Here is a 16,795-nt window from a genome sequence, read left to right as displayed (position 1 = left end):
GGGAGCGGATGCCTCCACTGCCGTGTCCGATTTCCGCCAGCCGGTGTCGGTTGCGGGTGGCAGAGTGGAGGCATGAGCCTGCCCGTGACCGACTTCGACGAGCGATACCGTGCGATCAGTGCGCGCGACACCCGCTTCGACGGGCAGTTCGTGACCGCGGTGCGCTCGACCCGCATCTACTGCCGTCCCAGCTGTCCGGCGCGCACGCCCAACCCCGAGAACGTCACCTTCTATCCGACCAGCGCCGCGGCCCACGAGGCCGGATTCCGCGCCTGCAAGCGCTGCCTCCCCGAGGCCGCTCCCGGGTCGCCCGCGTGGGATCTGCGCGGCGACGTGGCGGCGCGGGCGATGCGGCTGATCTCTGCCGGTGTCGTCGAACGCGAGGGGGTCGCCGGCCTCGCCGCGCGCCTGGGGTACTCGACACGGCACCTCGCTCGGCTGCTCTCGACCGAGCTCGGTGCAGGTCCTCTCGCCCTCGCCAGAGCGCATCGGGCGCACATGGCGCGGATGCTCCTCGTCGGCACCGACATGCCGATCTCCGAGGTGGCGTTCTCGGCCGGTTTCGCCAGCATCCGGCAGTGCAACGACACGATCCGCGAGGTGTTCGCGCTCACCCCCGGCGAGCTCAGGGCGCGACGGCGCGTGCCGGGAGCGGTCGTGCCGGGCGAGATCGATCTCGTGCTTCCGTATCGCGGCCCGCTCGACGCAGGCGGCATCTTCGACTGGATGGGGGCCCGAGCCGTGGCGGGGGTCGAGGTGGCCACCTCCAGCTCGTTCTCCCGGCACCTGCGGATGGCCGGGGGACCCGCCTGGTTCGAGGTGAGCCTCGACGGCGCCGAGCGCCTGCATCTGCGAGCCCGGGTCGCGCAGCTCGGCGACCTGGCGCCCCTGGTGTCCACGGTGCGGCGGATCTTCGACCTCGACGCCGATCCGTCGGCCGTCGATCAGGCCCTCGGCACACATCCGGAGCTCGCGCCGCTGGTCGCGCGCACGCCCGGCATCCGCGTGCCGGGATCCGCAGATCCGCACGAGATGCTGATCCGGGCGATGATCGGTCAGCAGATCACCGTCGTCGCCGCGCGCACCGCGCTCACGGCGCTCACCGAGGCCCTGGGGGAGCGCACCGAGCAGGGACTCCTGTTCCCGACCATGTCGGCGATCGCCGAGCACGGCGCCGAGGTGCTGCGAGGGCCGGGTGCCCGCATCCGGGCGATCGTGGGGGCGGCGGCCGCGCTCGCCGACGGATCCCTCACGCTCACCGTCGGAGACGACGGCGCCCAGCAGCGTGCGGCGCTTCTCGCCATGCCGGGGATCGGCCCGTGGACCGCCGACTACGTGCGGATGCGTGTTCTCGGAGACCCCGACATCCTGCTTCCCGGCGACGTGGCGCTGCGCGCCGGTGCGGCGGCCTCGGGCCTGCCGGGAGATCCGATCCCGCTGGTCGCCTGGGCCGAGCGTGCGGCTCCGTGGCGCAGCTATCTCAGTGCTCACCTCTGGCGCGCGGCGCCGGTGCGTCCGCGACGCACATCTCAGAGATCCGTTCCGAAGGAGACATCATGACCGCCCTCATCCAGACCCTGGACACCCCCGACGGGTCGTTCACCATCCTCGCCGACGAGCGCCAGCGGGTGCTGGCGTCGGGGTGGACCGCCGATCAGGGCGCGATCATCGGGCGTCTCTCGCCGTCCGCGCAGCCGTCGACCGTCGCCGAGGGCGAGACCGATGCCGCGGCCGCCGTCCTGGCTTTCTACGCGGGTGACCTGTCGGCGGTCGACACGGTCGCGGTCCACCAGACCGGCACCGCGCTGCAGCTGGCCGGATGGGCGGCGCTGCGCGCGATCGCACCGGGGGAGCCGTTGACCTACACGTCGTTCGCCGCCCGTATCGGCAACCCCCGGGCGGTCCGTGCCGCGGCCTCGATCTGCGCCAGGAACGCGCCCGCGCTGTTCGTGCCGTGCCACCGCGTGCTGCGCTCGGACGGCACCATGGGCGGGTTCGCGTGGGGCACGGGCGTCAAGTCGAGCCTGCTCGAGCGGGAGGCCGGCCGGAGCTGACGCGGCGATTCTCAGGGAATCGGGAATCTCTCTTGCGGTCAGCTGGTTCACAGGAATAGGCTGGTGGGCTGTCGCACCGACCGGACGACATAGCCGAGCCCCTGAGGAGGACACCATGACATCGATCTCCGCTGCGCAGATCGCCGCTCTCGGCTCGACCCCGGTGCGCCCGCTCCGCTAGAGCCGTTCTCCCCCGCACGACGTCACCGGATGCCGGACTCCGAGAGTCCTTTCGCGCGTCCGTCCCCTTCAGCAACCGCTTCCCCATACGAAACTCGTCTGAGAGACATGTCTTCCTCGCCTTCATCGCAGAACGCCTCGCCGTCCTCCACCCTCTCCACTCCCGCCGCTCTGTGGCGCCTCAAGCCGTTCGTCAAGCCGGTCATCTGGCGACTCGCCGGCGGCGCCGCGAGCGCGCTCGTCGCCGCGATCATCGCCCTGATGATCCCGATCGTGCTCGAGCAGATCATCCGTGGACCGGTGCAGGCGGGTGCGCTGGAGGGCATCGCCTGGGGTGCGCTCGCCGTCTTCGCCCTCGCTCTCGGTGAGGCTCTGATGGTGTGGCTGCGCCGCCAGTTCGTGCTCAACCCCGCCACGCAGGTCGAGTACAAGATGCGCACCGAGCTCTACTCGCGTCTGCAGACGCTTCCGGTGTCGTTCCACGACCGCTGGCAGTCGGGCCAGCTGCTGAGCCGCATGATGCAGGACATCGGCCTCATCCGCCGGTGGCTCGCCTTCGGCCTCGTGCTGCTGGTGGTCAACCTGCTCACGATCGTGATCGGCTCGGTGCTGCTGTTCCGCTGGCACTGGCTGCTGGGCGTCATCTTCATCGTGACCGCGATCCCCCTGTGGATCCGCGGGTACCTGTTCGAGAAGCGCTACGGCGCGCTCACGCGTCGCAGCCAGGACCAGGCCGGAGACCTCGCGACCAGCGTCGAGGAGAGCGTGCACGGCATCCGCGTGCTCAAGGCGTTCGGCCGGGGGAAGCACGCGCTCAGCCGCTTCAGCCGACAGGCCGAGACCCTGCGCGAGACCGAGATGAGCAAGGCCGGCGCGATCGCATCGATCTGGTTCTGGCTCGACCTGATGCCGCAGATCGCGTTCGGACTCAGCCTGATGTCGGGCATCTGGCTGATCTCGCAGGGCGAGATCGATCAGGCGCAGCTGTTCGCGTTCTTCGCGATGGCCGTCGTGCTGCGGTGGCCCATCGAGTCGATCGGCTTCCTGTTCTCGTTCATGCTCGACGCACGCACCGCGACCGATCGCGTGTTCGACATCTACTCGGAGACGAACTCGATCGCCGACCCCGAGAAGCCGGTGCACATCGCCGAGCCGCGCGGCGAGCTCGCGTTCGAGGGGGCGCGCTTCCGCTACCAGGACGCCGCCGCCGACGAGCGCGATCTGCTCGACGGCATCGACCTCGTGCTGCGTCCGGGCGAGACCATGGCCCTGGTCGGTCTCACCGGCAGCGGCAAGACCACGCTGACCACGCGTCTGTACGACGTCACCGGTGGCCGCGTCACGCTCGACGGCGTCGACGTGCGCGACCTGCCGCTGGCCGAGCTGCGCCAGCACATCGCGATGGCCTTCGAAGACGCCACGCTGTTCTCGGCGACCGTGCGCGAGAACGTGCTGCTCGGTAGGGCCGACCTCGATGTGCACAGCGACGAGGGCGAGCGCGTGCTGCGCGAAGCGCTCGACGTCGCGCAGGCGGCCTTCGTCGACACGCTGCCGGAGGGTGTGGAGACGGTGATCGGCGAGGAGGGGCTCAGCCTCTCCGGCGGTCAGCGTCAGCGTCTCGCGCTGGCGCGCGCCGTCGCGGCCGCACCCAAGGTGCTCGTGCTCGACGATCCTCTGTCGGCGCTCGACGTCGACACCGAGGCGCTCGTCGAGGAGGCGCTGCGGCACGTGCTCGCCGACACCACGGCGATGATCGTGGCCCACCGTCCCTCGACCGTGGCGCTCGCCGACCGCGTGGCGCTGCTCGAGGCGGGGCGGGTGACCGCGGTGGGCACGCACTCCGAGCTGCTCAGGACGAGCAGCCACTACCGCCACGTCATCTCCAGCCTCGAGGCGGAGGAGGCGGCGCGCACCGGGGCGATCCCGATCATCCGCGACGCCGAGGCCGAGATCGACGCGACGGTCGCCGAGGGCATCCGTGCGGAGTCCGCCGACGATGCTTCGTCAGGCTCAGCAACCGCAGTCGTAGAGGACAAGGAGGTGCAGCGATGAGCTCCACCATCACCGGAACGCAGGACGAGGACCGCTCCCGCTACACCAAGGAGGAGAGCAGGGCGATCCGTCGCCGATCGCTGCACCTGCTGGGCTCGCTCGTCCGGCCGCTGAAGCCGCGGATCATCCTCGCCGCGGTCGTGCTCGTCATCTCGACGGCACTGCAGGTGGCGGGACCGATCCTCATCAGCATCGGTCTCGACCGTGCCCTGCCGGCCGTCCTCGAGCGCGCGGACTGGATGCCGACCTTCATGATCGGCGGCATCTACCTGCTTGCGGGCGCCGTGGCCGCGGCGATGATCGCCTGGTACGTGATCATCGCGGCCAAGCTCACCCAGGCGGTGCTGCTCGACCTGCGCAAGCGGATCTTCCTGCACACCCAGCGCCTCAGCCTGGAGTTCCACGAGTCATACACGTCCGGCCGCATCATCTCCCGGCAGACGAGCGATCTGGATTCGATCAAGGAACTGCTCGACGGCGGCCTCAACGAGCTCGTCTCGGGCGTGCTCTTCGGTCTGTTCACCTTCATCGCCCTGTGCGTGTGGGACTGGCAGTCCGGGCTCATCCTGGCGATCGGCGGCATCCCGCTGTTCTTCCTGATGCGCTGGTTCTACTCGCGCTCGCAGCTGGTCTACCGCGAATCGCGCGTCATCAGCGCGAAGGTCATCGTGCAGTTCGTCGAGACCATGACGGGGATCCGCGCGGTCAAGGCGTTCCGCAAGGAGCCGCGCAACGACGTCGTCTTCCAGAAGATCGCCGGCGAGTACCGCGACGTCAACCGGCGTTCGATGCTGCTGTTCGGCACCTTCGAGCCCGGCCTGATGGGAGTGGCCGCGCTCGTGCTCGGCATCGTCGTGCTCTGGGGCGGCATCCGCGTCTCGGAGGGCGCTCTCACGGTCGGCGTGCTGCTGTCCGCCGTGCTGTACGTGCGCAACTTCTTCGCGCCCATGCAGGAGATCGCGATGTTCCTCAACTCGTACCAGTCGGCCACGGCGGCGCTCGAGAAGGTCTCGGGCGTGCTGGAGGAGGTTCCGACGGTCCCGGACCCCGAGAAGCCGGTCGATCTATGGGAGTCCCGCGGGCACGTCCGGTTCGACGAGGTCACCTTCGGGTACAACGGCGAGAAGACGATCCTGCCGAACTTCTCGCTCGACATCGCCGCGGGCCAGACGATCGCGCTGGTCGGCACGACCGGCGCGGGGAAGTCGACCCTCGCGAAGCTGATCTCCCGGTTCTACGACCCGTCCGCCGGATCGGTGACGCTCGACGGCGTCGACCTGCGAGACCTGCATCCGAAGGACCTCCGCCGCGCCATCGTCATGGTGACGCAGGAGGCGTACCTGTTCAGCGGCACGGTCGCCGACAACATCGCGCTCGGCAAGCCGGACGCCTCGCTCGAGGAGATCCGGGCCGCGGCGCGTGCGGTCGGCGCGGACGGGTTCATCTCGTCGCTGCCAGACGGCTACGGCACGGACGTGAACAAGCGCGGCGGTCGCGTGTCGGCGGGTCAGCGTCAGCTGATCTCGTTCGCGCGCGCCTTCCTCGCCGACCCCGCGGTGCTCATCCTCGACGAGGCGACCGCATCGCTCGACATCCCGTCGGAGCGGCTGATCCAGGACGCCCTGCAGACCCTGCTGAAGGACCGCACCGCGATCATCATCGCGCACCGGCTGTCGACCGTCGCGATCGCCGACCGTGTGCTCGTGATGGAGCACGGCAGGATCATCGAGGACGACACGCCCGCGTCGCTGATCAGCGGCACCGGCAAGTTCGCGCAGCTGCACGCGGCGTGGCAGCAGACCCTGGTCTAGGTCGGGCAGGGTTCTCGGCGGATGGCGATCTCCCCTCGGGGGTCGCCATCCGCGCTTTTCCCCCGCAGCTGTCGAGGCCTGGGTAGCATCGAAGCATGGACCCTCTGCTGCTCGCCGTCGAGTGGTGGTGGCTCGCGCCCGTCGCGGCCGGAGGGGTGGCGGCCGGAGCGGTGGGCATGGGGCGACGACGTACAGCGGGCGGACGCCGCCTCGAGTTCGATGCCGCGCGCCATGATCTGCGGGCCGCCCGGCAGAAGGCGGTGCAGAGCCGGATGGCGGTCAAGCTCGCCAGGGCAGACGTCACCCGCATCTCGGCCGAGCGCAGCGCGCGTCGCGCGACGGCGGAGCAGGTCGCCGGAGCGAAGCGGATGCTGCGCATCAAGGAGAGCGACGCCAAGGCCGCAGCCGCAGATGTGCGGGCGAAGCAGGTGCGGCTGTCCGCCGCGCGCGCGGCCATCCCGGCACCGCGGGCGCCGCGTCCCCTCGAACGGCTGCAGGGCGAGCATGACGCGGTCGTCCTGCGATGGATGCAGTACGAGACCGACCCTGGACTGCAGATCGCCTATCCCGCGATGACCGACGTCAAGCAGCCCGCGACGGCCGAGTACCTGCGCGCCGCGGGACGCGCGGTCGACGCGCGACGCGCGGCCGACGGCAAGGCGGGACCCGCCGAGTTCGCCGCCTATCGCGACGCGGTCGCCGACCTGGAGCGCGCCTTCGAAGCCGCCGAGCACGCAGCGAGGGTGCGCGCCGGCGAAGAGACCGCATCACCGGCCTCCGCCTGGCAGGAGACCGCGCAGGACATGCTGAACCGCTCGACGGAGGCGATCGATCGCGCGGCCGGTGCGGCGGCATCCGCGCTCGCCGCCTGGAACGAACGCCGTCGCCCCGACAAGCGCTGACGCCGTCGCCCCCACACGCGCTGACGCCGCCGCCCCGTTCGGGTCACCCGGTCACCCGGTCACCTCTGCGAGGTCCACCGGGTATGTCACCTCGACGCTGTCGGGCGAGGTGACCGTGACGGACGCCGTGCCGGTCCCGCCGGGAAACACCCGCATCCGCAGTCCCTCGTGGTAGTCGTAGTCCGGCCGGTCGACGCGCGCACCCCAGGGGAGCACGGTGCCGGGGCGCACGTACAGCGGCAGCGAGTCGAAGCCGTGGACCTCGCGGCGCCAGCCGCCGCCCTGCACGGTCTCGCCGGTCAGCAATGACGTCCAGGCGCCGTCCGGCAGGTAGAACTCGACCGAGCCGTCTGCGGAGAAGACCGGTGCGACGAGCAGGCTCGAGCCGAGCATGTACTGCCGGTCCAGGTAGCCGACCGCCGGATCCTCGGGGAACTCCAGCTGCATCGGACGCATCACGGGCAGGCCGGTCCGCGAGGCGTCGATGCCCTGCTGATACAGGTAGGGCATGAGTTGCATCTTGAGGTGCGTGAAGCGCCGGGTGACGTCGACGGCCTCCTCGTCGAACGCCCACGGCACCCGGTAGGAGCTGGAGCCGTGGAATCGCGAGTGCGAGCCGAGCAGGCCGAAAGCGGTCCATCTCTTGAAGACGCCGGCATCCGGCGTGCCCTCGAATCCGCCGATGTCGTGGCTCCAGTACGCGAACCCGCTCAGTGCCAGCGACAGGCCGCCCCGCAGGGTCTCGGCCATCGAGGCATACGTCGAGGTGGAATCGCCGCCCCAGTGCACCGGCATGCTCTGACCCCCCGCCGTGGCGGACCGGGCGAACAGCACGGCGTCGCCCGATCCGCGGGCATCGACGAGCACATCGTGCACCGCGCGGTTGTAGAGGTCGGTGTAGAGGTTGTGCATGCGTGACGGATCCGCGCCGTCGGCCCAGACCACCTCGGTGGGGATGCGCTCGCCGAAGTCGGTCTTGAAGCAGTCCACCCCCTGGTCGATCAGCCGGCGCAGATGCGCCTGATACCAGGCGGTGGCGGAGGGGTTCGTGAAGTCGACGAGACCCATGCCCGCCTGCCACAGATCCCACTGCCACACGGAGCCGTCCGGGCGGCGGACCAGGAATCCCTGATCCGCCGCCTCGCGGAACAGCGGTGAGCGCTGGGCGATGTACGGATTGATCCACACGCACACCCGGAGGTCCTTGGCGTGCAGTCGCGACAGCATTCCCTCGGGGTCGGGGAACACCCTGGTGTCCCAGACGAAGTCGGTCCAGTTGAACTCGCGCATCCAGAAGCAGTCGAAGTGGAACACCGACACCGGCAGGTCGCGCGCGGACATCTCATCGATGAACGCGCTGACGGTCTGCTCGTCGTAGTCGGTGGTGAAGCTCGTCGAGAGCCACAGACCGTACGACCAGGCGGGCACCACGGGAGGTCTGCCGGTCAGCGCCGTGTACCTCGCGATCACGTCCTTCGGGGTGGGGCCCGCGATCACGAAGTACTCGAGCACCTCGCCGGGGACCGAGAACTGCACCCGCTCGACCGACTCCGAGCCGATCTCGTACGAGACGTGGCCGGAGTCGTTCACCAGCACCCCGTATCCGCGGTTCGACAGGTGGAACGGGATGCTCTTGTAGGCCTGCTCGCTGGAGGTCCCGCCGTCGGCGTTCCAGACGTCGATCGACTGGCCGTTCTTGACCAGCGGCCCGAACCGCTCGCCGAGGCCGTAGACGAGCTCGCCGACCCCCAGGTCGAGCTGCTCGTGCACGAACACGGAGTCTCGGGGTGCGGACCCGCCCTGGCGTGCGTTGTCGACGATGCCGGGATCGACCTGGGCGTCGTGCGCGAGCCGGATGTATCCCTGCGACTTGTGGCCACTGCCGGTGACCCGACGGCCCTCGACCTCGAACGAGAGATCCCAGGGGGCGCCGGCCGAGATCCGGGCGATGAGGGCGCCGGCATCGAGCACGCCGCCCTCGGCGGTGATGTCGCGCGTCGCGTGCCCCGACCCGGCGCCAGGGAGCCGAAAGCCCTCGTGTCGCAGGCCGCCCTCGTGGTGAGCGATCCGCACCCGGATCACACCCTCGGCCGGAGAGGAGAGCGTGGTCGTCAGCACCGGGCGGTTGAGCGTGTCGCCACGGCCGGCGATCACCCTGGTCGGGGCGGTGATGACGAGGCCGGCGCCGTCCGGCGTGTCCTCCGTCTCGGCGATGTCGTAGGCCTGCTGGGCGTAGAGCGCCGTGACACCCGGTCGCAGCTGCCAGAACCCGTCGGTGAACTTCATTACTTGACTGCTCCTGCCGTGATGCCGCGCGTGAGGGTGCGCTGGAAGATGAGGAAGAAGATGAGCGTGGGGATGATGCCCAGCAGCGCCGAGGCGCTCGTGGTGGTCACGTCCATCAGCCGGTCGCCCTGCAGCACGCTGATCGCGACCGGGACCGTCTGGTTCGCATTCGAGGCGAGGAAGGTCAGCGGGATGAGGAACTCGTTCCACGTCCAGATGAAGAAGAAGATGAGCAGCACCGACAGGGTCGGCCGGCTGATCGGGAAGACCACGCGCCAGAGGATCTGCCAGCGGCTGGCGCCGTCGAGCGACGCGGCCTCGAGGATCTCCTTCGGGAACGTGCCGTAGACGGACGAGAGCAGATACGTGCCGAACGCCGCCTGGATGACGGTGAAGACGATGATCACCGCCCACACGTTGTCGTACAGCCCGACCGATTTGAACATGAAGTAGAGCGGGTAGAGCAGCGCCTCCTGCGGCAGGAGGTTGGCCATCAGGAACAGCAGCACGATCCAGCTGCGGCCGCGGATGCGGCCGATGCCGATCGCGAACGCGTTCAGCATCGAGATCACCACCGCGAGCACCGAGACGACGCCGGCGATGAGGATCGAGTTCCACACCTTCTCGGGAAAGTTCACCCGCTCCCAGAACTTGATGATGCCGCCGAAGTCGAGGGCCTCGGGGAGGGCGAGCGGACCGGAGGTCGCGTAGTCGACGGGCGACTTGAACGAGTTGACGAGCACGAGGTAGAACGGCGCGATGACCAGCACCGCTCCCACGACGACGAGGGCGAGCAGCAGCCAGTCGACCGGACGCTTCTTCGTCATGCCCCCGCGGGGGCGGGCCTTGCCCGGCGTCCCGGTGACGATGGCAGTGGTGGCGTGCATCACAGACCCGCCCTTTCCTTGCGCTCGAGGGAGTTCTGCACGCGGATGAAGATGATCGACACGATGACCACGACGATGGTGAGAACGGTGGCGATGGTCGCTCCGTAGCCCACGTTCCGCTTGGTGAAGAACTCCTGGTACGCGTAGTACGCGGGCACGAGGGTCGCACCCGCGGGTCCGCCTCTCGTGATGATGTAGACCGGACCGAAGACCTTCAGTGCGGCGATCGTGCAGGTCAGGGTGACCACGAAGATCTCCGGGCGGATGATGCTGGCGGTGATCGAGGTGAAGCGCTGCAGCCAGTTGGCGCCGTCGAGCTCCGCCGCCTCGTACAGTTCGGGGTCGACGCGCTGCAGGGCGGCCATGAAGACCACGACGGGGTAGCCGAGCTGCACCCACACCATCACGACCATCAGCACGATCAGGGCGGAGGGCATCTGACCGAGCCAATCGTAGGCCGGGAGGCCGAGCGCCCCCAGGATCTGGTTGAGCGCGCCGTCACCGCCCGGTCGCACGATCCAGCCGATCACGATGCCCGCGACGGCGATCGGCAGGATCTGCGGGAGGTAGTACGTGGCGCGCAGGAAGCTGCCGACCCTGCCGCCGAACTTGCGGCCGACGACGTCGAACAGCAGCGCGGCGACGATCAGGCCCACGATCGTCGGGACCACGACCATCGCGATGATCATCCACACCGAGTTCGTGAAAGAGGTCCAGAAGTCGCCGTCGGTGAGGATCTTCTGCCAGTTCTCGAGCCCGATGAACTCCGGGGTGCGCACTCCCTTCCACTTCGTGAAGGTCAGGTAGAGGTTCCAGACCAGCGGGACGATGACGACGACGAGCAGCAGAGCGAAGCCGGGGAGCAGGTAGATCCAGTAGGCCCCGGTCCCTCCGCGGCGCTGCGGGATCGACGGCTCCTCGGGCGGCAGCTTCGTGCGGCCCTCGCGACGGGTGGCGAGTGACATGTTCATCTCCAGGAGGGTGCGGGGGCGACGCCACGCGGACGCCGCCCCCACGAGCGGATCAACGGAATTCCGAGGTGCCTTCGTCGTACTGCTCACCGAGCTTCGTGTTCGTGGTCTCGGCATCCTGTGCTCCGGTGATCAGACCCTGCAGTTCCTGCACGATCACGTCATAGAAGCCGGGGGCGGGCCAGTCCGGGTAGAAGGACAGCCCGTCCGCATCCAGCACGCCGTTGAACGTCTCGATCAGGGCCGCGCTCTTCTCGTCGGTGATGTCGGCGGGCTCGGCCGCGACCGGGAGGCCGCCGTTGTTGCCGATGATCGCCTGGATCTCGGGGCGCATCGTGATGTCGATGAACTCGTAGGCGAGCTCCTTGTTCGATGCGTTCTCGGGAACGACCCACAGGTTGCCGGAGGATCCGAGCGACAGGTCGGCGCCGGGGAAGGCGGTCATCGTCCAGTCGAAGCCGGTCGCCTCCGAGACGAAGCGTCCGAACCACCAGGACCCGGACACGAAGATCGGCGAGGTGCCGTTGATGAACGAGACACCCGCGTCCTCGGCTTTGACCGACGAGACGTCGGAGGCGATGTAGCCCTTGTCCATGTACTCCTGCAGGGTCTCCGTCGCCGCGGTGACCTCGGGGCCCTGCCAGTCGACGGGCTCCTTGTACAGCTGGTAGTCGTCGACGAAGCCGCGATCGCCCGCGTTCAACGCGAGCTGGTACCAGAGCTGGCCGAGGGGGTATTCGGCACCCGCCTCGGCGAGCGGCGTGACGCCCTGTGCGACGAACGCGTCGAGGACGTCGACGAACTCGTCGTAGGTGGTGGGGATCTCGAGGCCGGCGGCGGCGAAGGCGTCCTCGTTGTAGTAGACGCCGACGAACTCGCCGTAGTTCGGGATGCCGAACCAGGTGTCGCCGCCCATGACGCCGTCGTCGGAGTACTTCGCGGTGGTCTGCAGCGAGGGGGCGAGCTTGTCGTCCCAGCCGTACTCGTCCACGGCGTCGGAGATGTCCGCGATCAGGCCGGTGGAGGCCAGGAACCCGGCGGTCGCGTTGCCCTTGTTGAACTCCATCAGATCGGGGGCGGCGTCGGTGTCGAGCACCTGGCTGGCCGTCTTCTGGATCTGCTCGAACGACTTCTCCTCGAACTCGACCGTGGCTCCGGTCTCCTCCTCGAAGATCGCGATCGCCTCGGCCCACGCCTTGCCCATCGCGCTGTCCGCACCCTCGTAGTGCCAGAGCGTGAGGGTCTGTCCGTCACCGCCCTCGTCGCCGGATCCCGCCGTGCAGCCGCTCAGTGCGATGCCGGTCGCGGTGAGTGCGGCGAGAGCCGCCAACGTCTTCGTCCTGCGGGTGTTGCGTGCCATCGTCGGCACTCCTTTCTCGGTGGCCCCGGAGGGCCGGACACTTCATCGGGTCGGGTGTTCAGTTGTGGGTGATCGGCTCGAGATCGCATCGTCGAAGCGTTTCGACAAAATCGACGCGACCGCGATTCTCCGGGGGGGTCACTCCCGGGCGGGAGCGATCGATCCGGCGGAGAGGTATTCGGGAGGGATGAGGTGGATGCGCGCGGGGGCGTGCGGATCTTCGAGGCGCTGCACGGCGAGATCGATCGCGAGCTCGCACGACTGCTGCGGCACCAGGGGGATCGTGTCCACGGGCACGGGGAGCGTCGCGGTGTCGAAGGACGCCGCGGCAGAGATCACCGACACGTCCGTGCCGACGGTCAGCCCGCGCTCGGTCATGACGGCGAGCAGCGCCTCGTGCACGTCGCCGACCGCGTGCACCACGAAAGCGCGGATCCCGCGGTCGAGGGCGGCCTCGACCGCCGTGCGCACGGCCGACGCATCCGTCGTCGTGACACCGGTGGTCGCCCACTCGAGGGCGACGCCCCGCCGCGTCGCCTGGGCCTGCACCCCGCGGAGCAGTCGGCGCGGGAAGTTCGACTTCACGTACGAGACCTCGGTCTGACCGAGCAGCACGGCGGCGGTATGGCCGGCATCCGCGAGGCGGTCGATCGCGAGGTGCCCTGCGGCCTCGAAGTCGAGGTCGACGCAGGTCAGCCCGTCCGCGTCGTCCGGGATGCCGATGAAGACGGTGGGGGAGCGCAGCGAGCGGGCGATGTCGGCCCGTGCGTCGTCGGGCGCGACGTCGAGCACGAGGATGGCATCGACCAGGTTGCTGGCGGCGACCCTGTTCATCCCCTCGGACGCCTGCTCGTCGGTCAGGAGGAGGATGTCGTAGCCCCGTCGGCGGGCGGCGACCGTGGTCGCCAGCACGAACGCCATGTGGGTGGGCGCGTGTGTGTCGGCACGCAGCGGCTCGGTGAGCGCGAAGATGTGGGTCCGGCGTCCCGCCAGCATCCTGGCGCCGGCATCCGGCTCGTAGCCGAGGGTCCGCACCGTGTCCTCGATGCGACGGCGGGTCTTCTCGGAGACGGGCCGCTTGCCGCTGAGGGCGTAGGAGACGGTGCTGATGGACACCCCGGCGGCCTCGGCCACGTCGTGGATCGTCGTCATCGGGACTCCGTCATCATCGTCAGGTCACATCGTCGAAGCGCTTCGCCAGCGGCCTCGGGATCGATGATGACACGCACCTCGCCGGCGCGCAAGGCTTTTGTGGGCAATCGCAACAAATACCTGTGCCGCCGAGGGCGGGAGGGCACGACGGACCGAGGGGCGGATGGCCGACCCTCGAGGGGGAGGGGACCCGAGACCCCGCCGCCCGCCTACGAGGCGATGCGGATCTGGGCGATGACCTCGGAGTACTCGGTCTCACCGACCGGGGTGAACCCGACACGGAGGAAGAATGCCTCGGGGCCGTCTTCGCCGGCTTCATAGATGACGTTGACGTGATCGAATCCGCGCGTCCTGGCCTCGTCGAGCAGGCTCTCGACGGCGAAGCGGCCGACGCCCTTGCCCTGGCCCTCGGCATCGACGTTGATGCGCCACAGCACGGAGCGGAAGTGCTCCTCGGGCGCCTCGGCATCGAAGTTGGCGCTGACGAACCCGACGACGTGATCGTCTTCGAGGACGACTCGCTGCCAGGAGGTCTGCGGATCGATGACGGTCGCAGCGATGCCGTAGGACACCGGAGCGAGGAACTGCTCCTGCCCGGGCTTGAGCGACAGGTTGTTCACGGCGACGATCGTCGCGGCGGAGAGTTCGACCATGCGCAGTTCGGACATAGTCACAGGCTAACGCCTCGGGCGACATCGTGCCCGCAAACCCCGGGTTTTGGTCACGGCCCTGGGTGCGAGCCCCCGCGCGAGGCGGTGAGGGCGGCCCCGCGCCCACGCCGGATGGGCCGCTCAGGTATCTTGGTATCGAGACAAATATGCCCTCGCGAACGGAGAACCTCCTGGTGACCGACGACGCCATCATCTACACGTACACGGACGAGGCACCGGCACTCGCCACCGCCTCCTTCCTGCCGATCATCAAGGCCTACACGGGACAGGCCGACATCGAGGTCGAGACCCGCGACATCTCGCTCGGCGGCCGCATCCTCGCCGCCTTCCCGCAGAAGCTCGCTCCCGAGCAGCAGGTCGGCGACGCGCTGGCCGAGCTCGGGGGGCTCGCCACCCTCCCCGAGGCGAACATCATCAAGCTGCCGAACATCTCGGCCTCGATCCCGCAGCTCAAGGCGGCGATCGCCGAGCTCCAGTCGCAGGGATACGACATCCCCTCGTTCCCGGACGAGCCCACCTCCCTCGAGGAGAAGGATGTGCGGGCGCGCTACGACCGGATCAAGGGATCGGCCGTCAACCCGGTGCTGCGCGAAGGCAACAGCGACCGCCGGGCGCCGCTCGCGGTGAAGAACTACGCCAAGAAGCACCCGCACCGCAACAAGGCGTTCGCACAGGGGTCGAAGACCCGTGTGGCGACGCTCGGTCACGACGACTTCAAGCACAACGAGCGCTCGTGGGTGGCGGCGAAGGACGACGTCCTGAGCTTCCGCCACACCGCCGCGGACGGCACCGTCACGATCCTCAAGGAGGGGCTGAAGGTCCTGCCGCGCGAGATCATCGACGCCACGTTCCTCTCCGCCGCCAACCTCGACGCCTTCCTCGCCGAGACGCTCGAGACGGCGAAGAACGACGACATCCTCTACTCGGTGCACCTCAAGGCGACGATGATGAAGGTCAGCGACCCGATCATCTTCGGCCACGTGGTGCGCGCGTTCTTCCACGATGTCTTCGCACAGCACGGCGACGCGCTCGCCGCCGCAGGGCTCACCGCGAACGACGGACTCGGCTCGATCCTCGCGGGTCTGGGCGGCGTCGCCGGCGGTGACGAGATCGCCGCGGCGTTCGACCGCGCGATCGCCGAGGGGCCCCGCCTGTCGTACACGAACTCGGACAAGGGCATCACGAACCTGCACGTCCCCAGCGACGTGATCGTGGACGCCTCGATGCCCGCCCTGGTGCGCAACGGCGGCAAGCTGTGGGGCGCGGACGGCGGCGAGGCCGACACGCTCGCGGTCATCCCCGATTCCTCCTATGCAGGCGTCTACCAGGCCGTGATCGACGATGTGATCGCGAACGGCCCGCTCGACCCCGCCACGATCGGCACCGTGCCGAACGTGGGCCTGATGGCGCAGGCGGCCGAGGAGTACGGCAGCCACGACAAGACCTTCGAGATCGAGACCGCCGGCACCGTCCAGGTGGTCGACAGCGAGGGCACCGTGCTGATCGAGCACGAGGTCGAGCCCGGCGACATCTGGCGTGCCACGCAGACCAAGCACATCCCGGTCATGGACTGGGTGAAGCTGGCCGTGACCCGGGCGCGTGCGACCGGCGACCCCGCGGTGTTCTGGCTCGACGCGAACCGCTCGCACGACGCGCAGATCATCGCGAAGGTGCACCAGGGACTCGCGACGCTCGACACCAAGGGGCTGACCATCACGATCCTGGCTCCGGAGGAGGCGACCCGCTACACGCTCGCCCGCATGCGTCACGGTCTCGACACCATCTCGGTGACCGGCAACGTGCTGCGCGACTACCTCACGGACCTGTTCCCGATCCTCGAGGTCGGCACCAGCGCCAAGATGCTCTCCATCGTGCCGCTGCTCGCCGGTGGCGGCCTGTTCGAGACCGGTGCCGGTGGCTCCGCTCCGAAGCATGTGCAGCAGCTCGTCGAGCAGAACTACCTCCGCTGGGACTCGCTGGGCGAGTTCTTCGCGCTGGCCGCCTCGCTCGAGCACTTCGCCGACCGCACCGGCAACGAGAAGGCTCGCGTGCTCGCGCAGACCCTCGATGCCGCGACGGGCACGTTCCTCGAAGAGGACCGCTCACCCGGGCGTGCGCTGGGCACGATCGACAACCGCGGCAGCCACTTCTACCTGGGGCTGTACTGGGCGCAGGAGCTGGCGGCGCAGACGACGGATGCCGAGCTCGCCGCCGCATTCGCGCCGATCGCCGCCACCCTCGCCGAGAACGAGGAGACGATCGTCTCCGAGCTCAACGCGGTGCAGGGCACGGCCGTGGAGATCGGTGGCTACTACCGTCCGGACGACGCGCTCGTCCAGGCCGTGATGCGCCCGTCCGCGACGCTGAACGGGATCGTCGACGCGCTGAACTGACCGACGACACGGAAGAGGGGGCCGGATGCGCGAGCATCCGGCCCCCTTCGCCTTTCCTTTCTCGGGCCGCGCGCGG

General features: G+C 69.1%; 12 protein-coding genes. 6 read left to right on the top strand and 6 right to left on the bottom strand.

Annotated elements, in window-relative coordinates:
* The first annotated feature begins 72 nt into the window (after nucleotides 1-72).
* From FQ142_RS12755 to FQ142_RS12735, 5 genes are all read left to right on the top strand, one after another.
* Complete coding sequence (locus FQ142_RS12755; RefSeq protein WP_149423605.1) at nucleotides 73-1,560, top strand: DNA-3-methyladenine glycosylase 2 family protein; 1,488 nt, start codon at nucleotides 73-75, stop codon at nucleotides 1,558-1,560.
* On the top strand, nucleotides 1,557-2,054 hold the full coding sequence (locus tag FQ142_RS12750) for a methylated-DNA--[protein]-cysteine S-methyltransferase (protein WP_056412098.1): 498 nt from the start codon (nucleotides 1,557-1,559) through the stop codon (nucleotides 2,052-2,054). Before FQ142_RS12755 ends, FQ142_RS12750 begins: the two co-directional genes overlap by 4 nt.
* 288 nt (nucleotides 2,055-2,342) lie before the next feature.
* Nucleotides 2,343-4,286, top strand: a complete 1,944-nt coding sequence (locus FQ142_RS12745; RefSeq protein WP_149423604.1) for an ABC transporter ATP-binding protein — start codon at nucleotides 2,343-2,345, stop codon at nucleotides 4,284-4,286.
* Nucleotides 4,283-6,097: an ABC transporter ATP-binding protein gene (locus FQ142_RS12740; RefSeq protein WP_056412091.1), complete on the top strand. Its 1,815-nt coding sequence runs from the start codon at nucleotides 4,283-4,285 to the stop codon at nucleotides 6,095-6,097. Before FQ142_RS12745 ends, FQ142_RS12740 begins: the two co-directional genes overlap by 4 nt.
* Before the next feature lie 95 nt (nucleotides 6,098-6,192).
* Nucleotides 6,193-6,999, top strand: coding sequence for a hypothetical protein (locus FQ142_RS12735; RefSeq protein WP_149423603.1), 807 nt, complete (start codon nucleotides 6,193-6,195; stop codon nucleotides 6,997-6,999).
* A gap of 51 nt (nucleotides 7,000-7,050) precedes the next feature.
* Here the strand turns inward: FQ142_RS12735 and yicI are convergent, their stop codons facing one another.
* The 6 genes from yicI to FQ142_RS12705 all read right to left on the bottom strand — a co-directional run bounded on the left by yicI (nucleotide 7,051) and on the right by FQ142_RS12705 (nucleotide 14,323).
* Entirely contained in the window at nucleotides 7,051-9,285 is a 2,235-nt protein-coding gene (gene yicI, locus FQ142_RS12730) for an alpha-xylosidase (protein ID WP_149423602.1), read from the bottom strand.
* Complete coding sequence (locus FQ142_RS12725) at nucleotides 9,285-10,172, bottom strand: carbohydrate ABC transporter permease (RefSeq protein WP_200946545.1); 888 nt, start codon at nucleotides 10,170-10,172, stop codon at nucleotides 9,285-9,287. Before FQ142_RS12725 ends, yicI begins: the two co-directional genes overlap by 1 nt.
* Entirely contained in the window at nucleotides 10,172-11,137 is a 966-nt protein-coding gene (locus FQ142_RS12720) for a carbohydrate ABC transporter permease (protein WP_056418779.1), read from the bottom strand. Before FQ142_RS12720 ends, FQ142_RS12725 begins: the two co-directional genes overlap by 1 nt.
* A 58-nt stretch (nucleotides 11,138-11,195) precedes the next feature.
* A complete protein-coding gene (locus tag FQ142_RS12715; protein ID WP_149423601.1) occupies nucleotides 11,196-12,503 on the bottom strand; it encodes an ABC transporter substrate-binding protein in 1,308 nt (435 codons plus the stop codon).
* Nucleotides 12,504-12,641: 138 nt separating this feature from the next.
* A complete protein-coding gene (locus tag FQ142_RS12710; RefSeq protein WP_149423600.1) occupies nucleotides 12,642-13,655 on the bottom strand; it encodes a LacI family DNA-binding transcriptional regulator in 1,014 nt (337 codons plus the stop codon).
* A gap of 209 nt (nucleotides 13,656-13,864) precedes the next feature.
* Nucleotides 13,865-14,323, bottom strand: coding sequence for a GNAT family N-acetyltransferase (locus FQ142_RS12705; protein WP_056412076.1), 459 nt, complete (start codon nucleotides 14,321-14,323; stop codon nucleotides 13,865-13,867).
* A 176-nt stretch (nucleotides 14,324-14,499) separates the two neighbouring features.
* Here FQ142_RS12705 and FQ142_RS12700 point away from each other — a divergent pair, with 176 nt between their 5' ends.
* Nucleotides 14,500-16,719 (top strand): NADP-dependent isocitrate dehydrogenase, encoded by a 2,220-nt coding sequence (locus FQ142_RS12700; RefSeq protein ID WP_056418776.1) that lies wholly within the window; start codon nucleotides 14,500-14,502, stop codon nucleotides 16,717-16,719.
* Nucleotides 16,720-16,795: the final 76 nt, after the last annotated feature.

Source organism: Microbacterium sp. ANT_H45B (assembly GCF_008369345.1).
Lineage (GTDB): Bacteria > Actinomycetota > Actinomycetes > Actinomycetales > Microbacteriaceae > Microbacterium.
Note: the sequence above shows the minus strand (reverse complement) of the source record. Positions and strands in the feature narration are given on the sequence as shown.